This window comes from Clostridium sardiniense, from assembly GCF_019753795.1.
Taxonomy (GTDB): Bacteria; Bacillota; Clostridia; order Clostridiales; family Clostridiaceae; genus Clostridium; species Clostridium sardiniense.
In genome coordinates this window covers 334,769-354,453 of record NZ_JAIKTU010000002.1, presented here as the reverse complement: position 1 = coordinate 354,453, position 19,685 = coordinate 334,769, and the positions used below count along the sequence as shown (strand labels likewise).

At 28.0% G+C, this 19,685-nt stretch carries 14 protein-coding genes; 13 read left to right on the top strand and 1 reads right to left on the bottom strand.

All coding sequences use genetic code 11. The features are described 5' to 3' along the window. The first annotated feature begins 413 nt into the window (after window positions 1-413). From K5V21_RS03430 to K5V21_RS03415, 4 genes are all read left to right on the top strand, one after another. Window positions 414-839 (top strand): hypothetical protein, encoded by a 426-nt coding sequence (locus K5V21_RS03430; protein WP_221859155.1) that lies wholly within the window; start codon window positions 414-416, stop codon window positions 837-839. A gap of 185 nt (window positions 840-1,024) precedes the next feature. After that, window positions 1,025-2,188 carry a class I SAM-dependent methyltransferase gene (locus tag K5V21_RS03425; protein ID WP_221859153.1) on the top strand — a complete coding sequence of 388 codons (1,164 nt, stop codon included), beginning with the start codon at window positions 1,025-1,027 and terminating at the stop codon, window positions 2,186-2,188. Window positions 2,189-2,304: 116 nt separating this feature from the next. Then, window positions 2,305-2,877, top strand: coding sequence for a hypothetical protein (locus K5V21_RS03420; protein WP_221859151.1), 573 nt, complete (start codon window positions 2,305-2,307; stop codon window positions 2,875-2,877). A gap of 504 nt (window positions 2,878-3,381) precedes the next feature. Beyond that, window positions 3,382-8,175, top strand: coding sequence for a discoidin domain-containing protein (locus K5V21_RS03415; protein ID WP_221859149.1), 4,794 nt, complete (start codon window positions 3,382-3,384; stop codon window positions 8,173-8,175). A 471-nt stretch (window positions 8,176-8,646) separates the two neighbouring features. On the opposite strand, the gene K5V21_RS03410 is transcribed toward K5V21_RS03415, so the two are convergent. Next, window positions 8,647-9,111 carry a hypothetical protein gene (locus K5V21_RS03410; protein ID WP_221859146.1) on the bottom strand — a complete coding sequence of 155 codons (465 nt, stop codon included), beginning with the start codon at window positions 9,109-9,111 and terminating at the stop codon, window positions 8,647-8,649. Window positions 9,112-9,473: 362 nt separating this feature from the next. On the opposite strand from K5V21_RS03410, the gene K5V21_RS03405 reads away from it, so the two are divergent. The 9 genes from K5V21_RS03405 to K5V21_RS03365 all read left to right on the top strand — a co-directional run bounded on the left by K5V21_RS03405 (window position 9,474) and on the right by K5V21_RS03365 (window position 19,492). Then, the gene (locus K5V21_RS03405) at window positions 9,474-10,439 is read left to right on the top strand and encodes a PAS domain-containing protein (protein ID WP_221859144.1); all 966 of its coding nucleotides are present in this window, start codon (window positions 9,474-9,476) and stop codon (window positions 10,437-10,439) included. Further along, the gene (locus K5V21_RS03400) at window positions 10,439-11,563 is read left to right on the top strand and encodes a sigma-54 interaction domain-containing protein (RefSeq protein WP_307495257.1); all 1,125 of its coding nucleotides are present in this window, start codon (window positions 10,439-10,441) and stop codon (window positions 11,561-11,563) included. Before K5V21_RS03405 ends, K5V21_RS03400 begins: the two co-directional genes overlap by 1 nt. Window positions 11,564-11,783: 220 nt before the next feature. Further along, complete coding sequence (gene dhaK / locus K5V21_RS03395; RefSeq protein WP_221859142.1) at window positions 11,784-12,782, top strand: dihydroxyacetone kinase subunit DhaK; 999 nt, start codon at window positions 11,784-11,786, stop codon at window positions 12,780-12,782. A 33-nt stretch (window positions 12,783-12,815) separates the two neighbouring features. Next, on the top strand, window positions 12,816-13,442 hold the full coding sequence (dhaL, locus tag K5V21_RS03390) for a dihydroxyacetone kinase subunit DhaL (RefSeq protein WP_221859193.1): 627 nt from the start codon (window positions 12,816-12,818) through the stop codon (window positions 13,440-13,442). Window positions 13,443-13,469: 27 nt separating this feature from the next. Next, window positions 13,470-13,862 carry a dihydroxyacetone kinase phosphoryl donor subunit DhaM gene (gene dhaM, locus K5V21_RS03385; RefSeq protein WP_221859141.1) on the top strand — a complete coding sequence of 131 codons (393 nt, stop codon included), beginning with the start codon at window positions 13,470-13,472 and terminating at the stop codon, window positions 13,860-13,862. A gap of 232 nt (window positions 13,863-14,094) precedes the next feature. Then, window positions 14,095-16,263 (top strand): HelD family protein, encoded by a 2,169-nt coding sequence (locus K5V21_RS03380; RefSeq protein WP_221859138.1) that lies wholly within the window; start codon window positions 14,095-14,097, stop codon window positions 16,261-16,263. Between the two features lie 141 nt (window positions 16,264-16,404). Continuing rightward, window positions 16,405-17,625, top strand: a complete 1,221-nt coding sequence (locus tag K5V21_RS03375) for a S41 family peptidase (RefSeq protein ID WP_221859137.1) — start codon at window positions 16,405-16,407, stop codon at window positions 17,623-17,625. A 159-nt stretch (window positions 17,626-17,784) separates the two neighbouring features. Next, the gene (locus tag K5V21_RS03370; RefSeq protein ID WP_221859134.1) at window positions 17,785-18,618 is read left to right on the top strand and encodes a deoxyribonuclease IV; all 834 of its coding nucleotides are present in this window, start codon (window positions 17,785-17,787) and stop codon (window positions 18,616-18,618) included. 127 nt (window positions 18,619-18,745) lie between these two features. Beyond that, the gene (locus tag K5V21_RS03365; protein WP_221859132.1) at window positions 18,746-19,492 is read left to right on the top strand and encodes a CPBP family intramembrane glutamic endopeptidase; all 747 of its coding nucleotides are present in this window, start codon (window positions 18,746-18,748) and stop codon (window positions 19,490-19,492) included. Window positions 19,493-19,685: the final 193 nt, after the last annotated feature.

The window sequence follows — 19,685 nt, the reverse complement described above, 5'->3', positions numbered from 1 at the left end:
TATTATACTAGTATAATAGATAACTGCTTTATCTTATTAGAAAGATTAATATCATATTTTACATGATAATTTTAGGAATTTTATAAATAAAAGAGATCTAAAATTTATTTTATGTTATAAATTAGTTCATAAAAATATAGTAATATTTACGTTGAAGAATATATGAAGAGTTAAAAATATAATATCTATAAATAGATTAATATTAAAGATAATACGGGATAAAATACTATTTTACTTATATTGTAAAAAGTTTTAAAACATTTGTTATTATGATTTAATAAAAGTCTTTTATATGATAAAAATTTGTTGTAAAATTAAATAAAATAAGTTATAAGTATCTACATAGAAATTTTAATTTGGACTTATTTAATAAATAATATCAACGTCATGATAAATGAAAAGAGGGAACAAATATGAATAATGAAATAAATACTGATTTATTTGCTAAAGACCTTACTGCATTAATGGAAGAGCTTAATGTTGTAAAGAAAATAAGTAAATTTGGAGAAGATTATGATGATGTAAGAAAGTCAATCGATAATCCAAGAGATAAGGAAATGTTTAGATTATCTGAATATGTTACTATATCTGAATTAGTAAGTAAGAAGCTTGAAATACCAGCAATTAAGGTATTTGAATGCATGAATAAATTATTCCGTACTTTCACTGCAAGCCAAGAAAGAATATTCAAAACACTAACAGCAGATAGTGAAACAAGAGCATTATTAGTAGAAGATTTAATAGGCAACAAAAATATAGAAGAAGTTTATGTATCTATACAAGACGAACCAAGCTTTATTGAATTATGTGACGCTTTAAGAAACGTTTATAGAGCTTAATACTAAATATAATATCTGTAGAGAAAGCCCTTAACAGAGATGTTAAGGCTTTTTTAGTATATAAAAATAAATATAATTTTATCTTTGTGATAAAATAGAAATATGTTAATTTGCTATATGTAATACTAGTATTGTATTATTGTGTAGAATATTAATTTTTTAAATAAATAATAAGGTGTGGAGATATGGAAGATTTAAAGAAAGCAATTAGTGAAATTACAAAAGAAGATATAATAAAAGTAGTTGTTAGCAATAAAATTAACAAGGATGTTCAATATAATAAAATATCATTTGTATTAAAAGAAAATAATGAAAAACAATATTATCAAGTAGAAAAATATACTGATAAGCAAGTATTTCATGAAAATATTAATATAGATGTATTAGAAGAAAAATTATTAGAATTTATAGATGGGAATTATAAGCAAGTAGCTGCTTGGGCAAATGAGTGTACATTTGATTTAAAGATTTCTAAAAAGGGAAAAGTGTTTTTTAGTAAGAAAAAAAGTGATAATGCAAAGTTAGCTAAAAAAGGACATAATAAAGAAAAAAATTACATACTTAAAGAGGGAATGATTATAGAGCCTCTTATAGATTTAGGAGTTTTTACAAAGGAAGGTAAAGTAGTTAATTCAAAATATGATAAGTATAAACAGATAAACAGATTTGTAGAAATAATTGATGATGAAATTAAGAAAAATGATTATAAAGAACTTACAATCCTAGATTTTGGATGTGGTAAATCTTATCTAACATTTGTTTTATATTATTACTTTGTCAAGATTAAGAACATTAATGTAAAAATGATAGGATTAGACCTTAAAGAAGATGTAATAAAGAAGTGTAATGAGATAGCTAAAAGATACAATTATGAAAATTTACATTTTGAGCTTGGAGATATTAATGGATTTAAATATAATAATAAAGTTGATATGGTAATTACATTACATGCTTGTGATACAGCTACTGATTATGCTTTATATAATGCAATAAAGTGGAATAGTAAAATGATATTCTCTGTTCCTTGTTGTCAACATGAATTTAATCATCAAATGAAGGCAGAATCACTATCCATACTTACTAAGTATGGAATAGTACAAGAGAGAGTTGCAGCACTTATGACAGATTCAGTTAGAGCTAATCTTTTAGAATGTGTAGGGTATAAAACACAACTTTTAGAATTTATAGATATAGCACATTCCCCTAAGAATATATTAATTAGAGCATCAAAATCTAATATATCCAAAGGCAAGAAAGAAAAAGCTTTAAATGAAGTTAAGGACTTAATGAATCAGTTTAACTTTAATCCAACATTATATAATTTATTAAAGGAAGATAAGTTTATTTAATGATTAATTTAAGAAAAAATGTAATAAATTTATATGGATATTTTAAAGGTGTTGAATAAGTAATAATAATTATGATATAATAATTATTATTAAGAAACAAAGTGAGGGAGAATTTAATGAAGGATAAAATAACTTTAGTATATGAAAACGGTGAATACACTGTATCTATAAATGATAAATTAATAAGCATAAATAAGCATATGGATAATGCAATTGAAAGATTTACTCAGGTAATAACTGATAATGAAATAATAAAAGCAACACCTTGGGAAGATATGATTAAAGACTTAGAAGACATAAAAGATTCAAGATTAGAAATAAATAGTGAATATCAGACTTTAACTTTTGAAAATATGAAGTACTTCTATAGAACAGGTAAAGTGTTTAATATGAAGAATGGACAAATGCAACAATTACTTGGAGGATATCACTTATTCTCATTTGTTGTTAGAATGGTTGAAGGTGGATATATTAAAGACTATTTAGAAATATTAGATTTCTGTAAGGAAGTATTAGAATATAAAGTTACTTATAGAACTTCAGAAACAAGTATTACAGTTGCAAGTCCTGCATTTAATTATGGATCAGCTGAGTATAACTTTGTTAGTGGAAAGATTAATAAAGGTGCTACTATAGAAAAGGCGAGCTTTAATACTTATAAAGAATATGTATTAAATACTTTAGGATAATAAAAGAATATTATATTTGGAAATAAAAGGAGCTGTTGCACTAAATAATTAGTGTGCAGCTCCTTTTTGGCAATTAAATACGCCTTTGTTTGAAAGAAATCTGTTACAAAAAAATATGACACGATTATTAATTAAAGTAGCCGACCTTTTAAAAGTAAGAGCTAGATTTGAAACATTTGAAAATTTATAAAAAGTACTTCCGAATATTATAGTCTAATAGTAAGTAATATAGTGGGTTTAATGGAAATATATCCATGTAAAAAGTTTACAAATATAATAAATGAATTTATAATATAGTAGAAGTCATAAAATATAAATACATAAATATATTAATTTGTATTGCGTGCTACCAATAGGGCATTAGCTTTCTTACAAGGTTTGTAAGAGAGCTTTTTTTTATATTTCTTATGACATCTTCATAAAGAATAATGCAAACAAATCTAAAATCACAAGGGAGGATAGAAGTAATACTAAATTTTAAATTAGAAATAGGGGGGAAACTATATGAAAAGAAAAAGACTGATTAGTATTGTATTAACAGCTATAATAGCTGCGAACTTTATTACTGTTAAGCCAAAAACAGTACAAGCGACGGAGAAACTGAATTTAGCTCTTAATAAACAGGTAACAGCTAGTAGTTATGAAGTGGAAAAGACTTCACCTGAGAAGGCTATAGATGGGGATATTGTAACACGTTGGGGGACAAGTAAAGATAAGGCTGCTGGTGAATGGATAGAAGTAAATTTAGAAGAATCTAAAGAAATAAAACAAATTAATATTTGTTTTGAGAGATCTGATGCAGAACAAAATATTTTAGGATATAAAGTAGAAATAGAAAATAATGAAAAATATACAGAGGTTTATAGAAAATCTGAAAGAGCAAAGCAAAATGAAAAAATAGTGTTTGATGAAATGAAAACGGCTTCGAAGGTGAAGATAACTATTTTGGATGCAGATGGTGGAAATATCAATTGGAAAAACGTGGGGATAAATGAAGTTGAGATTTATAGCGACACTGTTAAAGAGATTGAATCAAGAGAGGATATTAATCATGTACGTAGTGCATCTATGAGAGCATCTAGTGTAGAAGAAAACTTAGATAGATTAAATGCTACAAATGCTAATGATGGGTCTAAAGATACGCGTTGGGCAAGTAATTATGAGAATCCATCAACACAGTGGTTAAAGGCAGAGTTTCCTGAACTAACAAAAGTAGAGCAAATTAATATTAACTTTTTAAATCGTGATGTATCACCTGGTGATTCTAATGTAGAACAATTTAGCATTAAGTACACAGATGAAGATGGAGTTGAAAAATATATTAAAAAGGATTTTATAAACACTTCGTTAGGTTCTGGAAAAGGGTGGAATACAGATGTATCTATCTTATTAGATGACGCCATTGTTGCTAAAGATATTACAGTTTGCGAATTTGTAGCAAATAGTAGTAATTATAATAATGTAAGTATTACAGAATTAGAAGCTTATTCAAATGAACAAAGTGAAATAGTGTCATTAGATAGTATAGTTGCTGGAATTGTTGGACAAACTCTTGGACAGGATGTTGAAAAACTACCAATGCCATCAATGCCAGAGGGATATACAATTAAATTAAATGGTGCAGACTTTGAGCAAATTATTGGTGATGATGGAACAATCGTAAGACCATTAACAGATAAAAGTGTAAAGGTTTCCTTTGAGGTAACTGAAGAGAAAACACAAGAAACAAAAAAGACTGGTGATTTAGAGTTTATTGTAAAAGGAAAGAATACTCAAATAGCAAGTATGAATAAAAAACCAGTTGTTATTCCAGAAATTGCAGAGTGGTATTCAGATAGTACAAATACTATAGATATTAATAGCATAGATACAGTAGTTTACAATGATAATTCTTTAGTAGGGATTGTAGACGAATTTATTTCTGATTATGAAAACTTTACAGGTATCAAATTAAGTAAAGTAAAGGGTAGTGCTAGAGCAAATGCATATAATTTTATAAAAGAAATTCCAGATTCTTTATTAGGCGATGAAGGGTATATAATGGATATCCAAGCAGATAGAATTATTGTAAAGTCACAAAGTAGTATAGGTAATATGTATGGAATGCAAACTATATTACAAATGTATAAACAAAATGAAAGTTCATTTAATGTAGGAATAATGAGAGATTATCCTCGTTTTGAAACTCGTGGATTCCTATTTGATGTAGCACGTAAGCCGGTCTCAATGGAAATGATCCAAGATGTTTCAAGAACTATGAGATATTATAAGATGAATGATTTACAAGTACATTTATCTGATAACTATATTTTCTTAGAGCAGTATGGAAAATTAGAAAATGAAAATGAAGCATTTAAAGCATATGAAGCTTTCCGTTTAGAATCAGGGTTAACAAATGATAAGGGAGAATCTCCTACAGCAACAGATTACTCGATTTCTAAAGAAGAATTCAACAATTTTATTACTAGTGAGAGAAATCTTGGAATGAAGATAGTGCCAGAAATAGATGTTCCAGCTCATGCTACATCTTTTACTAAAATTTGGCCAGAGATAATGGTTGCAAACAAAGTTTCTATGTTGAATGGTAATAGACCGTTAGTTGACCATATTGATGTATCTAAAAAAGAAGCTATGGATAAAATTAAAGAAATATTTGATGATTATACAAAAGGAAATAATCCAACATTTGATTCACAAACTACAGTTCATATTGGAGCAGATGAATTCTTAGCAAATTATACTGCATACCGTAATTTCTTAAATGATTTAGTACCTTACGTAAAGGAAACTAATACTGTACGTATGTGGGGAGGTTTAACTTGGATTGATGATAAAAAAACTCAAATTGAAAAGGAAGCCATTGAGAATGTAGAAATGAATCTATGGTCTAGTGATTGGGCCGATGGATTACAAATGTATGATATGGGATATAAACTAATTAATACTATTGATGATTTCGGATATATGGTGCCTAATGGAAATAAGGAACGTGCAAATGCTTATGGAGATTTATTAAATATTAATCGTATCTTTAATGAGTTTGAGGCAAACCGTGTAAAAACAAAATCAGGATATAAATATGTTCCTTCTGGGGATAAACAAGTACTTGGTGCAGCTTTTGCACTTTGGAATGATAACATAGATAAGCAATCAGTTGGATTAAGCGAGTCTGATTTATATTGGCGTTTCTTTGACGCTATGCCATTCTATGCTGAAAAAACTTGGGCAGCAACAGGTAAAGAAAAAGGAAGTGCAACAGCACTAAGCTCACTAGCAAATGATAAGGGTAATGGACCAAATGTAAATCCTTACTATCAAGAAGAAAAAGAAGGTGAAGTATATCAAAGTTACGATTTTGAAAATGGATTAGAAGATACTTCAGCTAATAATAGAGATTTAGTTGAGGGAACTGCTAAAGTAGAAAGTGGTGCTTTAGTTTTAGATTCAAAAGGTAGTTATGTAACATCACCTATCGATAAGCTTGGTAATGGGAATCAATTATCTTTCGATATTACACTGAAAAATGCATCAAAGCCAGGAGATATCATATTTGAAGCAGATGCAGCATATGGAACACACGATATAAGAGTTATGGAAAATGGAAAGTTAGGATTTACAAGAGAATTGCATAATTACTATTTTGATTATGAGTTACCAGTTGGAAAAACTGTAAATGTTAAGATTGTTACAGAACAACAAAAAACTAAATTATACGTAGATGATGAATTCGTTTGTGACGCTAACGGAAAATACATTCATAATGACATAGTGAAAAAAGAAAATATTAGTAATGCAACATTCGCATTACCTTTAGAAAGAATAGGTTCTAAAGGTGAGGCTATTGAAGCAGTTATTGACAATGTAAATGTTTCGGAAGCTGGAGGAGTAGAAGATATTTACCATAAGGAGAATTGGAGTGGTAAAACAAATACAGAAACTATTTATGATGATACAGAAGGTAAATTAGAATACGCTTTTGATAATAAATCAAACACAATTTGGCATTCTAATTGGCAAGGTGCAGCTGATAAATTAAATGGAACAAATTCATTTTATGCAGAAATAGATTTTGGTAAAGCTTATAAAATCAATCAATTCTCATTTACACCTAGATTAGGTAATGCTAGTGGCTACATTACTAAGGCAGATTTATATATTAAGAATAAAGAATCTGATGAATGGATTACTATAACTGAGAATAAAACTTTTGAAGCAAATTCAAGTCAAAAGACATTCGCATTTGATGAGCAAGAAGTGCAATATATTAAATTTGTAGCTAAAGAATCAAATGATGGCTGGGTAGCTGTTTCAGAATTTGATATCGCAAATAAACCAGAACAAACATTTACTGTGCATGTTGATTCAACTGAAGGTGGAACAGTAAGTGGCGGAAAAGAAGCAAAACAAGGTGAAGAAGTTACTGTTACTGCCACTCCAGATAATGGATATACATTCGATGGATGGTATCGTTCTACAGGAGATATAGTTTCTGAAAATTATGAGTATAAATTTAATGTAGATGGAAATATATCATTAAAAGCTCATTTTACAAAAGAGGAATCTAAAGTTGATAAGGAAGAACTTGAAAATCTTTATAATGCAAATAAAGATAGATTAGAAGAAAAATATACACCAGACTCTTGGAAAATCTTTAAGACTGCCTTAGATAATGCAAAAATAGTTTTAGATAATAAAGATGCAACACAAGAACAAGTAAATGAAACTATTAGTAATTTAAATGATGCAATATCAAAGCTTGTTGATACTCCTGAAATTTCTGAAGTTGATAAATCTAAGCTTAAAGAAATAATAGATAAAGCAGAAGCAATAGACGCATCTAAGTATACTAAGGAAAGTATTGATGCTCTTAATGAGAAGTTAAAAGAAGTTAAATCTATATTAATTAAGGAGGAAGCTAGTCAGGAAGAAGTGGATGAAGCAGTAAAAGAGCTACAAGTAGCTTTAGATAGCTTAGAATTAGTACAAGATGATAATAATAATAATGGAAACGATGACTCTGGAAATAATGCAGATCCAACACCAGATCCAGAAAAACCAGTTGATCCAGAAGAGCCAGGTGATGGAGATAACGTAGATAAACCATCTGGTGATGATAATGGAAATGATGTAGATAAGCCATCAAATAGTAAACCAAATAATCAAAATAAACCAGGAAATAACCAAGGAGCAAATGATAATATTCCAGCAACAGGCGGAGCAGTACAAACAGGAATATTATTAGCAGGAATGATATCAGCACTTGGTGGATTAACAATGTTAAAGAGAAAAGAAAAATAAAGAAATCTTAAGAATGTAAATATGACAGTAGTAGGATTTAAGCAAAATCCTACTACTGTTTTTTTTGCTACCACAAACTTCTATTTTGTAAGAAACTATCTTTTTCATAGGCTTGTTTAAGTGTAGCTATTTTTATATATAATTTAACCATGGTTACAAAATTTAAAATTATTTCCTTAAAAGATAAAGAAGGAGCTATCGCTCGTGGGTTTTACCCGCTAATGCGACAGCCCCTTTATGATGATATAATAATTAAAGATATAGAATATTATATTAAAAAACTGCTTGATTAAAATTTGAGCAGTTTTTTTATACTTAGAAGTTATTTTATATTATTAAGTTCTAATATCACTATATTGTTTACATTAATATTTCTGTTATTGTTGCTTTTATTAATATAACAGAACTTGCACTAATTACTATGCTTATGGCACCCACACCACGGATTTAACATTGTCATATGCTTTGTTTCTAAAATCTTGATTTATCATAGTTGTAAGGGATACTTGTACCCACAACTACATCTTCAATATTTTCAATAATTAGCCAGTCATCCATGTTACCTTGATGATCGAATTCTAGTGGTTCGATTTCTTTCACATCAGAAAACTCGATTAGACAAAGACATTTTTTATGCCAACGTGTTTTTTGTTTTTCAGAAAGATCTAATTTAGGCTGATTTTCCTCTAATATTTTTGTTATTTCATCCTCTGAAAGTTTCACATAATTTTGCACATTACTGACAGTAGCAGAAGCTGTAATCTTAGCACTTCCTTTTTCCATAAAGTAAAGAGTTTCTCCATTAAAAACACGGCTATGAGGTATTTTTCTTCCTGCTGCAGCTCTTACAATCATTGTTTTTGTACCTTCTAATATTTTATCTAGAACCTTCTCTCCTTTTTTACCAGTATTATCGCAATAGATCAAATGTACCACTATGCATTACCCCTCTCATTAAAATCTTGTTTCTATACGAGTTAAATAAAAAATTTAATTCATAAAAAATATAATTATTTATTAGTCTATATATTGTATTATACATAATTTATGGATAATAAATCCATAAATTATTTCATAATAAGTATACTTACACAAATATACTTTCTCTTTTTTATGAATATTTACAGTTATTTATCTTGAAATTACTAAGATTTATATTATAGCCCCTTTTTCAAAAACTAATCAATTAGCAATATCCATTTAAAATAAAGGTTAATATTTAAATAAAATATAAAAAATTGATATAATATTTATATAGAATTAAACAAATATATAAGTTTTAAAAAGTAGGGGATAAAATGAAAGAGAGAGTTGTAAAGATAAAACCGCAAAAAGGTCTTCATGCAAGAATTATAGCTATGCTTGTACATAAGGCAAATGAATTAAATAAGAAATATGATACAAAATTATTTATAAGATATAAAGATAGAAAAAGCATATCGGCAACAAGCCTTATGCCATTAATATTATTAAAGGTAAAAAAGGGAGAAAATATAATAATAGAAGCTTATGATGGAGAAGAGAAACAAGCTTTATATGAGCTAGAGGAGTTTTTAAATAGCGATTTTCATATAGACGATGAAGAACAAAAGCAAATAGATAATATAATAGAAGATAACAATATAACATGGGAGCAAGTTATTAAGAGTACAGCAAATGGAATCGTTGTTGTTGATGAAAATGGAAACATAATTATGACTAATTCTTCAGCTGACAAAATACTAGATATTAGTTATGGTGATGTAGTTGGAAAAGAAATTTCAGAGGTACTTCCAAAATCATTTATACCTACGGTACTAAAAGAAAAGAAAGCAAAACTTGGTATAAAGCAACTACATAATGACAAAATAATATTTAATAATATAACACCAATAATTATAGAAGGAAAATTAAAAGGTGTAGTATCAGTATTTGAGGATATTTCAAGTTTAGAAAAGATAAAATCGGAGCTTTATGAAGTGGAAGAACTTAAAGAAAGACTTCAACTTATTTTAGAAAATGTAAATGATGGAATTTGCTTTGTAAATAAAGAAGGAATAATAACTTATGTAAATAAGAACTATTCTAATTTATTTAATGAGGGTGAAGAAAATATACTAGGGAAGAATATAAAAGATTTACCAGGAAATGAAGCTAAAGTAGATGCTTTAAAAAGTGGAAAAGGTATAGCTAATTATATAGATAGAAGAAAAGAAGAGTCTACATTAATTGAAAACGTAAACCCAATAATAATAGACAATAAAGTAAGGGGGCTGTTTCGGTAGTGAAAGAACTTTCTGAGGTTCAAGTTTTGTGGCAGATGCTAAATGAATTATCTGATAAAGAAAATTATCTAGAAGAAGAGCTATTAAGAACTAAGGATAATGAGGATTTTCATAAATTTATAGGTAAAAGTGGAAAGACTATAGATGTATTAGCTATAGCTAAGAAGGCTGCTAGAGGAAATGCTACAGTTTTAATTAGAGGAGAAAGTGGTACAGGAAAAGAAATTATAGCAGAAGGAATTCATTTTTCATCTAACAATGCAAAAGGACCATTTGTGAGAGTAAATTGTGCAGCTATACCATCAAATCTTCTAGAGAGTGAATTATTTGGACATGAAAAAGGATCATTTACTGGTGCGATAAAAAGAAAGCTTGGAAAGTTTGAGCTTGCAAATAACGGAACAATTTTCTTGGATGAAATTGGTGAGATGGAAAAGAATATGCAGGCAAAGATTTTAAGAGTACTTCAAGAGAAAGAATTTACTAGAGTTGGTGGAGATGAAGTAATTAAAATAAATGTTAGAATTATAACTGCAACTCATAGAAATTTAGAGGAAATGGTTAGAGATGGAGATTTTAGAGAAGATTTATATTATAGATTAAATGTTATACCAATACATATACCTCCATTAAGAAATAGAAAACAGGACTTAGCATTTTTAATAGGACATTTTATAGAAAAGATAAGTAAAGATATAAATAAAAGAATAACTGGAGTTAATAATGAAGCTATGGAAGCCTTTTTAAATTATTCATGGCCTGGAAATGTTAGAGAACTTGAAAATATTTTAGAAAGAGTAATAACATTGACTGATAAAAATTATATAGATTATGAAGATTTACCTCTGTACCTAAAAAGTACAAAAGAATCTGAGAGGAAGGATGACAAATTTAAAGAAGTAAGTAGAATAAGTAATGATTATATAGAAGAGCTAATATTAGAAAGTGATGATGTTTTGCCTATGAAAGAGTATGAGAAGTTAATAATAGAAAAAGCATTAAAAAAATATGGGAGTTTTAATGCTGCTGGAAAAGTATTAGGTTTAACTCATAAAACAGTAGCAGCAAAAGCAAGACAGTATGGAATAGAAAAAAGAATTGGTTGGGAAAAAGTATCAAGGTAAAAAATATCATATTGATACTTTTTACCAACGAAAATGAATTTTAAGAAAGAGATGTATATAAAGGCATCTCTTTTTTATTTCTTTAAAAGCCTTAAGGGACAAGGAGGTTAAGAGATATTAACTGAACATATTTTAAATAATTGTAGTTTTGGCATAATAAATGCTATTACTATAGGCATAAAGATAAAAGAGAATAACTATAAAGGAGAGTTTTATAATTATGAAGAAGTTAATAAATAATCCAGATAATGTTTTAGAAGATATGTTACAAGGAATGCTTTATGCACATGGTGATTACTTAAAGAGAGTTGAGGGATTTGATGTATTAGTAAGAAAGAATTCTAAAAGTGAAGGAAAAGTTGCCTTAGTAAGTGGTGGTGGAAGTGGACATGAACCAGCACATGCAGGGTATGTAGGAGAAGGAATGTTAGATGCAGCTGTATGTGGAGCTGTATTTACATCACCAACTCCAGATCAGGTATATGAAGCTATAAAAGCAGTAGATAATGGATCAGGAGTACTTCTTATAATAAAAAATTATACTGGAGATATAATGAATTTTGAGATGGCACAAGATATGGCTGATATGGAAGGAATAAATGTTAAAGCTGTTGTTGTAAATGATGATGTGGCAGTAGAAGATAGCCTTTATACAGCTGGAAGAAGAGGGATTGCAGGTACAGTTTTTGTTCATAAGATTGTAGGGGCTAAGGCAGAAGAAGGAGCATCATTAGAAGAAGTTAAGAATGTAGCAGATAAAGTAATTAATAATGTTAGAAGTATGGGAATGGCATTAACATCATGTATAGTTCCAGCAGCAGGAAAAGCTAATTTTACATTAGCAGAAGATGAGATTGAAATAGGAATGGGTATACATGGGGAGCCAGGAACTCATAGAGAAAAAATTTCTACAGCAGACAATATATCAGAACAATTGGTAAATAAAATATTAAATGATATTACTATAGAAAATAGTGATGAAGTTGCAGTTATGGTAAATGGACTTTCAGGTACACCACTTATGGAGCTTTATATAGTAAATAAAAAGGTTCAAGAAATATTAGAAGAAAAGGGAATAAAGGTTCATAAAACTTTTGTTGGAGAGTATATGACTTCACTAGAAATGGCGGGCTGTTCAGTATCAATATTGAAGCTTGACGATGAACTTAAAGGATTGTTAGGTGAAAAAGCTGATACACCAGCATTTAAAGTATTTTAATATAGTTAAATTTAATTAATTATTTATGGAGGAATAACAATGGATGGAAAAAGAGTTATAGAACTAATAAATAAAATAAACGTAAAGATGAATGATAATAAGGAATATCTTACAGAACTTGATGCAGCTATAGGTGATGGTGATCATGGACTAAATATGAGCAAAGGGTTTAATGCAGTTGTAGATAAGTTAAAGGATGATGATGGAGAAAATATAGGAAATATATTAAAGAAATCAGGAATGGCTTTAGTATCAAATGTAGGTGGAGCATCAGGACCTCTTTATGGAACAGCTTTCATGAAGGGAGCTATCGAGGTAAATGGTAAGAGTGATATTAATATAAATGACTTCTTAAATGTATTAAAAGCAGGACTTCAAGGGATAAAGCAAAGAGGTAAAGCTGTTTATGGAGAAAAGACAATGATAGATGCATTAGAACCTGCCATAAAAGCCATGGAAGAGTCAATAAATAATGGAGATGACCCAAAAATAGTTTTAAAAAATGGAAAATATGCTGCAGAAGAAGGAGTTAACTATACAAAAACAATAAAAGCAACAAAAGGTAGAGCTAGTTATTTAGGTGATAGAAGTATAGGACATCAAGATGCAGGAGCTACATCTTGTCTTTATATATTAGAAACTATATACGAAGAAATATAGAGAAAAAGTAATAAAGGAGAAATATATATGGTAGGAATAGTTGTAATATCACATAGTGAAAAAATAGCAGAAGGATTAGTAGAAATGGCTCTTCAAATGGCACCAAACGCTCCAATTATAGCAGCGGGAGGAACAAATGATGGCAGAATTGGTACTGATATAGAAAAAATATCTGAAGCTATAAAAAGTGTTTATTCAAATGATGGAGTAGTAATTCTTTTCGATCTTGGAAGTGCATATATGAATGCAGAGATGGCAATAGATTTCTTAGAGGATGATATAGATAAAGAAAAAATAGAAATTATAGATTCTGCTCTTGTGGAAGGTATAATAACTGCTTCAGTTGAAAGTAGTATTGGTTCAAGTAGAGAAGGTATAAAGGAAGCGTTAAAACCACTATGCTTAAATAAAATGCCTTGATACAAAAAATAAGCTTTAGAAATATTGAAATAAATAAGGTTTATATAAATATATTTACTATAACAAAAAAATTAAATATATGACATCTTATTCTTAATAAAAACTGTTTAATTAAATTAAACAGTTTTTATTATTTATTCAGAAAGTTGCAAGATTAAATTCATTATAAGGCTTGACATATTTCATTATACAATTTAAAATTTAATGACGTTCATATAAGGAGAATTTAAATATGCTAATAGGTAAAGAACATTTAGATGAAGAAAATTACTTAAGATTAACACAAAAAACAATAGAAGAATTACTAGGTAAATATACTGATTTAAGTGAAATACAAGACAAAGAAATAGTAAAGCACAGAAAATTTCTTTGGGATAATAGAAGTGAATTAGATGAGATTGAGATAGATGATAATTGTAGTCAGGTTGCGTTACAAGAAAAGATGCATTCAAGAAAAATAAATAGAATAAGAACTTTAGAGAGACAACTTAATTCGCCTTATTTTGCTAGATTAGATTTTAGAGAAGATGGGGAAGCTGCTGAGAGTTTTTATATAGGATTATCTAGTGTTGAAGATGAAGAAAATTTTGAGTTTCTAGTCTTTGATTGGCGCTCACCAGTTTCAGCAATGTTTTATGATTTTGAAATTGGGCCAGCCTTTTATGAAGCACCAGCTAGAAAGGTAACTGGAACAATTGAATTTAATAGACAATTTAATATAAAAAATGGTGAGATAGTATTTATGCATAACTCAAATGAATCACTATGTGATGAAGCATTAGGTTCAATGCTTGGAGGAAATGCTACTGATAAGATGAAAAATATAGTAGCTACTATACAAAAAGAGCAAAATGACATTATTAGAAATGATGATAGTAGAGTTCTATTTATACAAGGGGCAGCTGGTTCTGGTAAGACTTCAATAGCACTGCATAGAGCTGCCTATATTTTATATAAGCATAGAAAAGAGCTTAAAGCAGATAATATTTTAATATTCAGTCCAAATGAAGTATTTGCAGACTATATATCTGATGTTTTACCTGAACTTGGTGAGACTAATATACTTCAAACTACTTTTGAAATGTATTCAAAGACATTCCTACCATCTAATTATATATATGAAGGTAAGAATGAGCATCTAGATTATATTTATTCACAAAAGGATGATAATGAAGAATTTAGATTAAGAACTATTGGAATGGAATATAAAAACACTACAGAATTTATGGAAGTATTAAATAAATTCATTAGAGATATTCCAAGATTATTAATTAAGGTTAAGCCTATAGTTATAGATGGAAAACAAATTCTAAATAGAAAAGCTGTAGAAAATACATTCTTAAGAAGATTTGAAAATATCCCATTCTTAAATAGAATAAAGGTTATAAAGGAGAGTATATTCTCACAAGTTGAGACTAAGTACTTAGCAAATAATGATGATTTTGAGTACGTAGAGGATAAAAAACAATTTTATGATTATTGCAAAGAACAAGTTGAACTTCAAATAGATGAGATGATAAGCACATTAAATAATGTAGCTATATATAAGATGCTTTGGGAAAATATATCTAGATATACAAGTAAAGATGTAGGTGATATTAAAGAACTTACATTAAGATATATAAATTATGGAGAAGTAAAGTATGAAGATATAACTCCAATTATATATATAAGAGCAGCTATGGAAGGTTTTAGAAATTATAGCCAAGTAAAGCATATACTTATTGATGAAGCCCAAGACTATAGTCCATTATTTTATGAAGTTATAAAACAATCATTTAAAGATGCTTCAATTACAATTATGGGAGATCTTAATCAAAGAATAGATAAACATTCAAATGTTAAAGATAAAGATGGAATAATAAATATATTCCATAATGTAAAGAAGGCCATTTTAACTAAAAGTTATCGTTCAACATTTAATATAACAAGCTTCACAAAGGAATTATTAGATACTCATGAACCTATTGAAGCCATTGAAAGAAAGGGTGAAAATCCTAAAATCCATATCATAAAAAGTGAATTAGAAACAAGGATATTAGATATCATTAATGAAATGACAGACAAGGGATACAAATCAATAGCTGTAATTTGTAAAAATAAAGCTGAGTCAGAAGCGTTGTATAGTAGGCTTAAAGAAGTTAATTCTTCTATAAATTTAATTGATGATGATAAGGCTGAATTTAAGACAGGAATTAATATAATACCATCTTACTTAGCTAAAGGCTTAGAATTTGACGGAGTTATTGTTGCTTATGGTGAGAATTATTCTGGAGAAAATGATAGAAATTTATTCTATACAGTTTGTACAAGAGCATTACATGAATTACATATATTAGCTAGTAAAGATATAGTTGATATCTTACCTAAGGACAAGAGTCTATATACATTAGTTAAGTAATGAATTTATAAATGAATAAGATTAATTTATATAAAGCAACTAGCATATTAATATGCTAGTTGCTTTTGCTTTTTAGAAGTATGTATAAAACATTAATTTGAAATATATGGTAAAATATAATTTGAAGAGAGGGGAGAATTTATGAAAAAGAGGTTAATTGGGATTAGTATCGTTATACTAATTATTTGTTCAAGCATATTTATTATTTTTGGAAGTAAAAAAGATCTATCAAAAAATCAGATGATGGAGGATTTTAACTACTTATTTAATTCTATAATAGATAATTATCCATATTTGGATGTTAATAAAAGAGTTAATGAAGTAGATTTTAAAGCTAATGAAACTATATATAGAGATATGATAAAAGAGTGTGAAAATGATGATGAATTTGAGACAGCTATAAAAATCATTGTAAAAGATTTAAATAATTCACATTCCTATATATTTAATAAGGAAGTACTAGAGCAATTTAGAAATCTATATAATAAAATACCAACAGGATCGTGGTATGACTTAAATAGAAAGGTTCTAAATAATAAAAAGGCTTTAAGAAGATATGGATTAAGTAGAGAGGTTAAAGAATTAGAGAAAAAAGAAAGCGCATTTTATGAAAAACCAAAATTCAAAGATATAATCAATGGAGAAATAGGTTATATGGAGATACTATTAATGAATAATAGTTCCTATATTAAAGAGGATAAAGAAGATATTTTAGGATACTTAGAAAGTATCAAAAATTATGATGCATTAGTAGTTGATATTAGAGGTAATAGAGGGGGAGATTCACGTTATTGGCATTATATCTTTAGTAATATAGTTAATAGAGATTACTATACTGAGTATTATTCTTTTTATAAAGATGGTAAATTAATAAATAAATTTCTAAATTATAATAAAAATTTTATTAAGCCAGTAGAAAAGCTAGACACAAGTAATCTTAAAAAATTACCAAAAGAAGTTACTAGAGATTTTAAAAGCTACTCCAAGGACAAATATTCTGTTGAAAAGGCAAGCTCATCAATAAATTTTAAAGGAAAAATATATTTACTTGTTGATGATAAAGTATTTTCGTCAGCAGAAGCCTTAGCTGTATTCGCTAAAAGTACAGGTATGGCAACATTAATTGGAGAAAAAACTAAAGGTGATGGTATTGGAAGTGATCCTATGTTAATGATGTTACCTAATAGTGGTTTAGTATTTAATTTCACTAAAGAGATGGGAACTACAAGTGATGGAACATGTAATGAAGAGCATAAGACAAAGCCAGATATAATAGTAAATAATCCTAAGAAAACTGGAGATTTTAAAACAGATGAATGCATTAAAAAAGTCCTTGAGTTAGAAGGTAGAAATAATATATAGGAATTTTTATTAAAAGATTATAAAATAGAAAGTAAGTTATATTATTAAATAATAAAAATTATCCATTGCAAAAGGATATTGAAATATAGTATTATTTTATATATAGAATTAAAGAAGAGATTAAAACTTAGAGTTTCGATATAAATGGAGGATAAACAAATGTTAAATATAGGATGTCACTTATCAACAACTAAAGGATTTGAGAATATGGGAAAAGAAGCACTAGGAATTGGTGCTAATACATTTCAATTTTTCACACGTAATCCTAGAGGGGGAAAAGCTAAGAAAATAGATGAAAAAGATGTTGCAGGACTTTTGGAGATAGCAAAGAATAATGAATTTGCTACAATATTAGCACATGCACCATATACATTAAATGCTTGCTCAGCAGATGAAAGAACTAGAGAGTTTGCATTAGAGATGATGGCTGATGACTTAGTTAGAATGGAGTATTTACCAAATAGCTTATATAACTTCCACCCGGGGAGCCATGTTAAGCAAGGGGTAGAGGTTGGAATAGATTATATTGTAAATATGTTAAATACAGTTATTAAGCCAGAACAAACAACAACTGTATTATTAGAAACTATGGCTGGAAAAGGTACAGAAGTTGGTAGGTCCTTTGAAGAAATTGCAGAAATAATTAATAGAGTAGAATTAAAAGATCACATGGGAGTATGTCTTGATACATGTCACGTTTATGATGCTGGATATGATATTGTTAATGATTTAGATGGAGTTTTAGAGGAATTTGATAGAGTAATTGGATTAGATAGGCTACGTGCAATCCATTTAAATGATAGTAAGAATCCTTTTGGAAGTCATAAAGATAGACATGAAAAAATTGGTGAAGGTAATATAGGACTTGAAGCTATTAAGAGAATAATAAACCATCCGAAGTTACGTCATTTACCATTTTTCCTTGAAACACCTAATGAACTTGAAGGCTATAAGAATGAAATAGAATTATTAAGAAGTGTTTATAGTGAATAATAAATTTACAAAAGCCCATGATAAGTATCATGGGCTTTTATATTTATAATAAATAAATTACTGTACATTATATGTAAAAAAATGGTACAATTGTATTGATTATAATATAGAAATTTCAGGGGGAATAATGGAAAAAGAGGGGATAAGAAATATATATAAATTATGTAAGATACTTATGACATCAATTGCTATTTGCTATGGATTACTTTTTTTATTTAAATTTTTTGGAGTTAATGGGGGACCTATAAGTAAGCTAATTCCATTTATAGCTATGATGGCAACGACTATAATATTTATGAAGAAAATTGATAAAAAATCTTTTAGAGATATTGGATTGAGAGGTAATAAGAATATAGTTATTTTAAGTATATTATTAAGTTTAATTGCTACAATACCAATGATATATACTGTACTAAAAGGAGAAAATTTAGTTTTTGAAAGTATGTCTTTTAAAAGTATTATTTGGATTGTTACATATTCATTTATAGTAGGATTTTCAGAGGAAATATTTATTAGAGGGTACATTTATAGTGAAATAAAACCTGAAAAATATAAAATTATTGGTTCATCATTTATATTTGCGCTATTCCATATTATAAGTCCAGAATTCAATCTTATGATATGTTTTATGTTATTTATAATAGGAATTATATTTGCATCAGCATTTTACTATATAAAGAGTTTATGGCCTTTAATTATATTCCATAGCATATGGAATCTTTTCACTGATATTACGCCATATTATAAAGATGTATTAGTATCTATGTTTGTATATGTAATTATGCTAATAAGTACAATTATATTCTTAAAATTAAATTTATATAAGAATGAGAAAAAACAATATAATAAATATAATGAGTATAATATAGGTTAGAAATAAAAAGAAGTTAACTAATTAACTGCTTTTTATTTTTATAATAGTTTTGTAAGAATTAAGTTAAAATAATAAGTTTTTTATTATTTTAGTTTACATTGATAAAAAAAGTGATACAATGTAAATATAATATATTGGAAACGTATACTTTGGAATCTTATTTTTATCTTTTAATTAATAGCAAGGAGAAGAT

What these genes read in the sequence shown, in the direction of transcription:
- K5V21_RS03430 (WP_221859155.1), top strand. Translation starts at nt 414, where the DNA reads ATGAATAATGAAATAAATACTGATTTATTTGCTAAAGACCTTACTGCA.
- K5V21_RS03425 (WP_221859153.1), top strand. Translation starts at nt 1,025, where the DNA reads ATGGAAGATTTAAAGAAAGCAATTAGTGAAATTACAAAAGAAGATATA.
- K5V21_RS03420 (WP_221859151.1), top strand. Translation starts at nt 2,305, where the DNA reads ATGAAGGATAAAATAACTTTAGTATATGAAAACGGTGAATACACTGTA.
- K5V21_RS03415 (WP_221859149.1), top strand. Translation starts at nt 3,382, where the DNA reads ATGAAAAGAAAAAGACTGATTAGTATTGTATTAACAGCTATAATAGCT.
- K5V21_RS03405 (WP_221859144.1), top strand. Translation starts at nt 9,474, where the DNA reads ATGAAAGAGAGAGTTGTAAAGATAAAACCGCAAAAAGGTCTTCATGCA.
- dhaK (WP_221859142.1), top strand. Translation starts at nt 11,784, where the DNA reads ATGAAGAAGTTAATAAATAATCCAGATAATGTTTTAGAAGATATGTTA.
- dhaM (WP_221859141.1), top strand. Translation starts at nt 13,470, where the DNA reads ATGGTAGGAATAGTTGTAATATCACATAGTGAAAAAATAGCAGAAGGA.
- K5V21_RS03380 (WP_221859138.1), top strand. Translation starts at nt 14,095, where the DNA reads ATGCTAATAGGTAAAGAACATTTAGATGAAGAAAATTACTTAAGATTA.
- K5V21_RS03375 (WP_221859137.1), top strand. Translation starts at nt 16,405, where the DNA reads ATGAAAAAGAGGTTAATTGGGATTAGTATCGTTATACTAATTATTTGT.
- K5V21_RS03370 (WP_221859134.1), top strand. Translation starts at nt 17,785, where the DNA reads ATGTTAAATATAGGATGTCACTTATCAACAACTAAAGGATTTGAGAAT.
- K5V21_RS03365 (WP_221859132.1), top strand. Translation starts at nt 18,746, where the DNA reads ATGGAAAAAGAGGGGATAAGAAATATATATAAATTATGTAAGATACTT.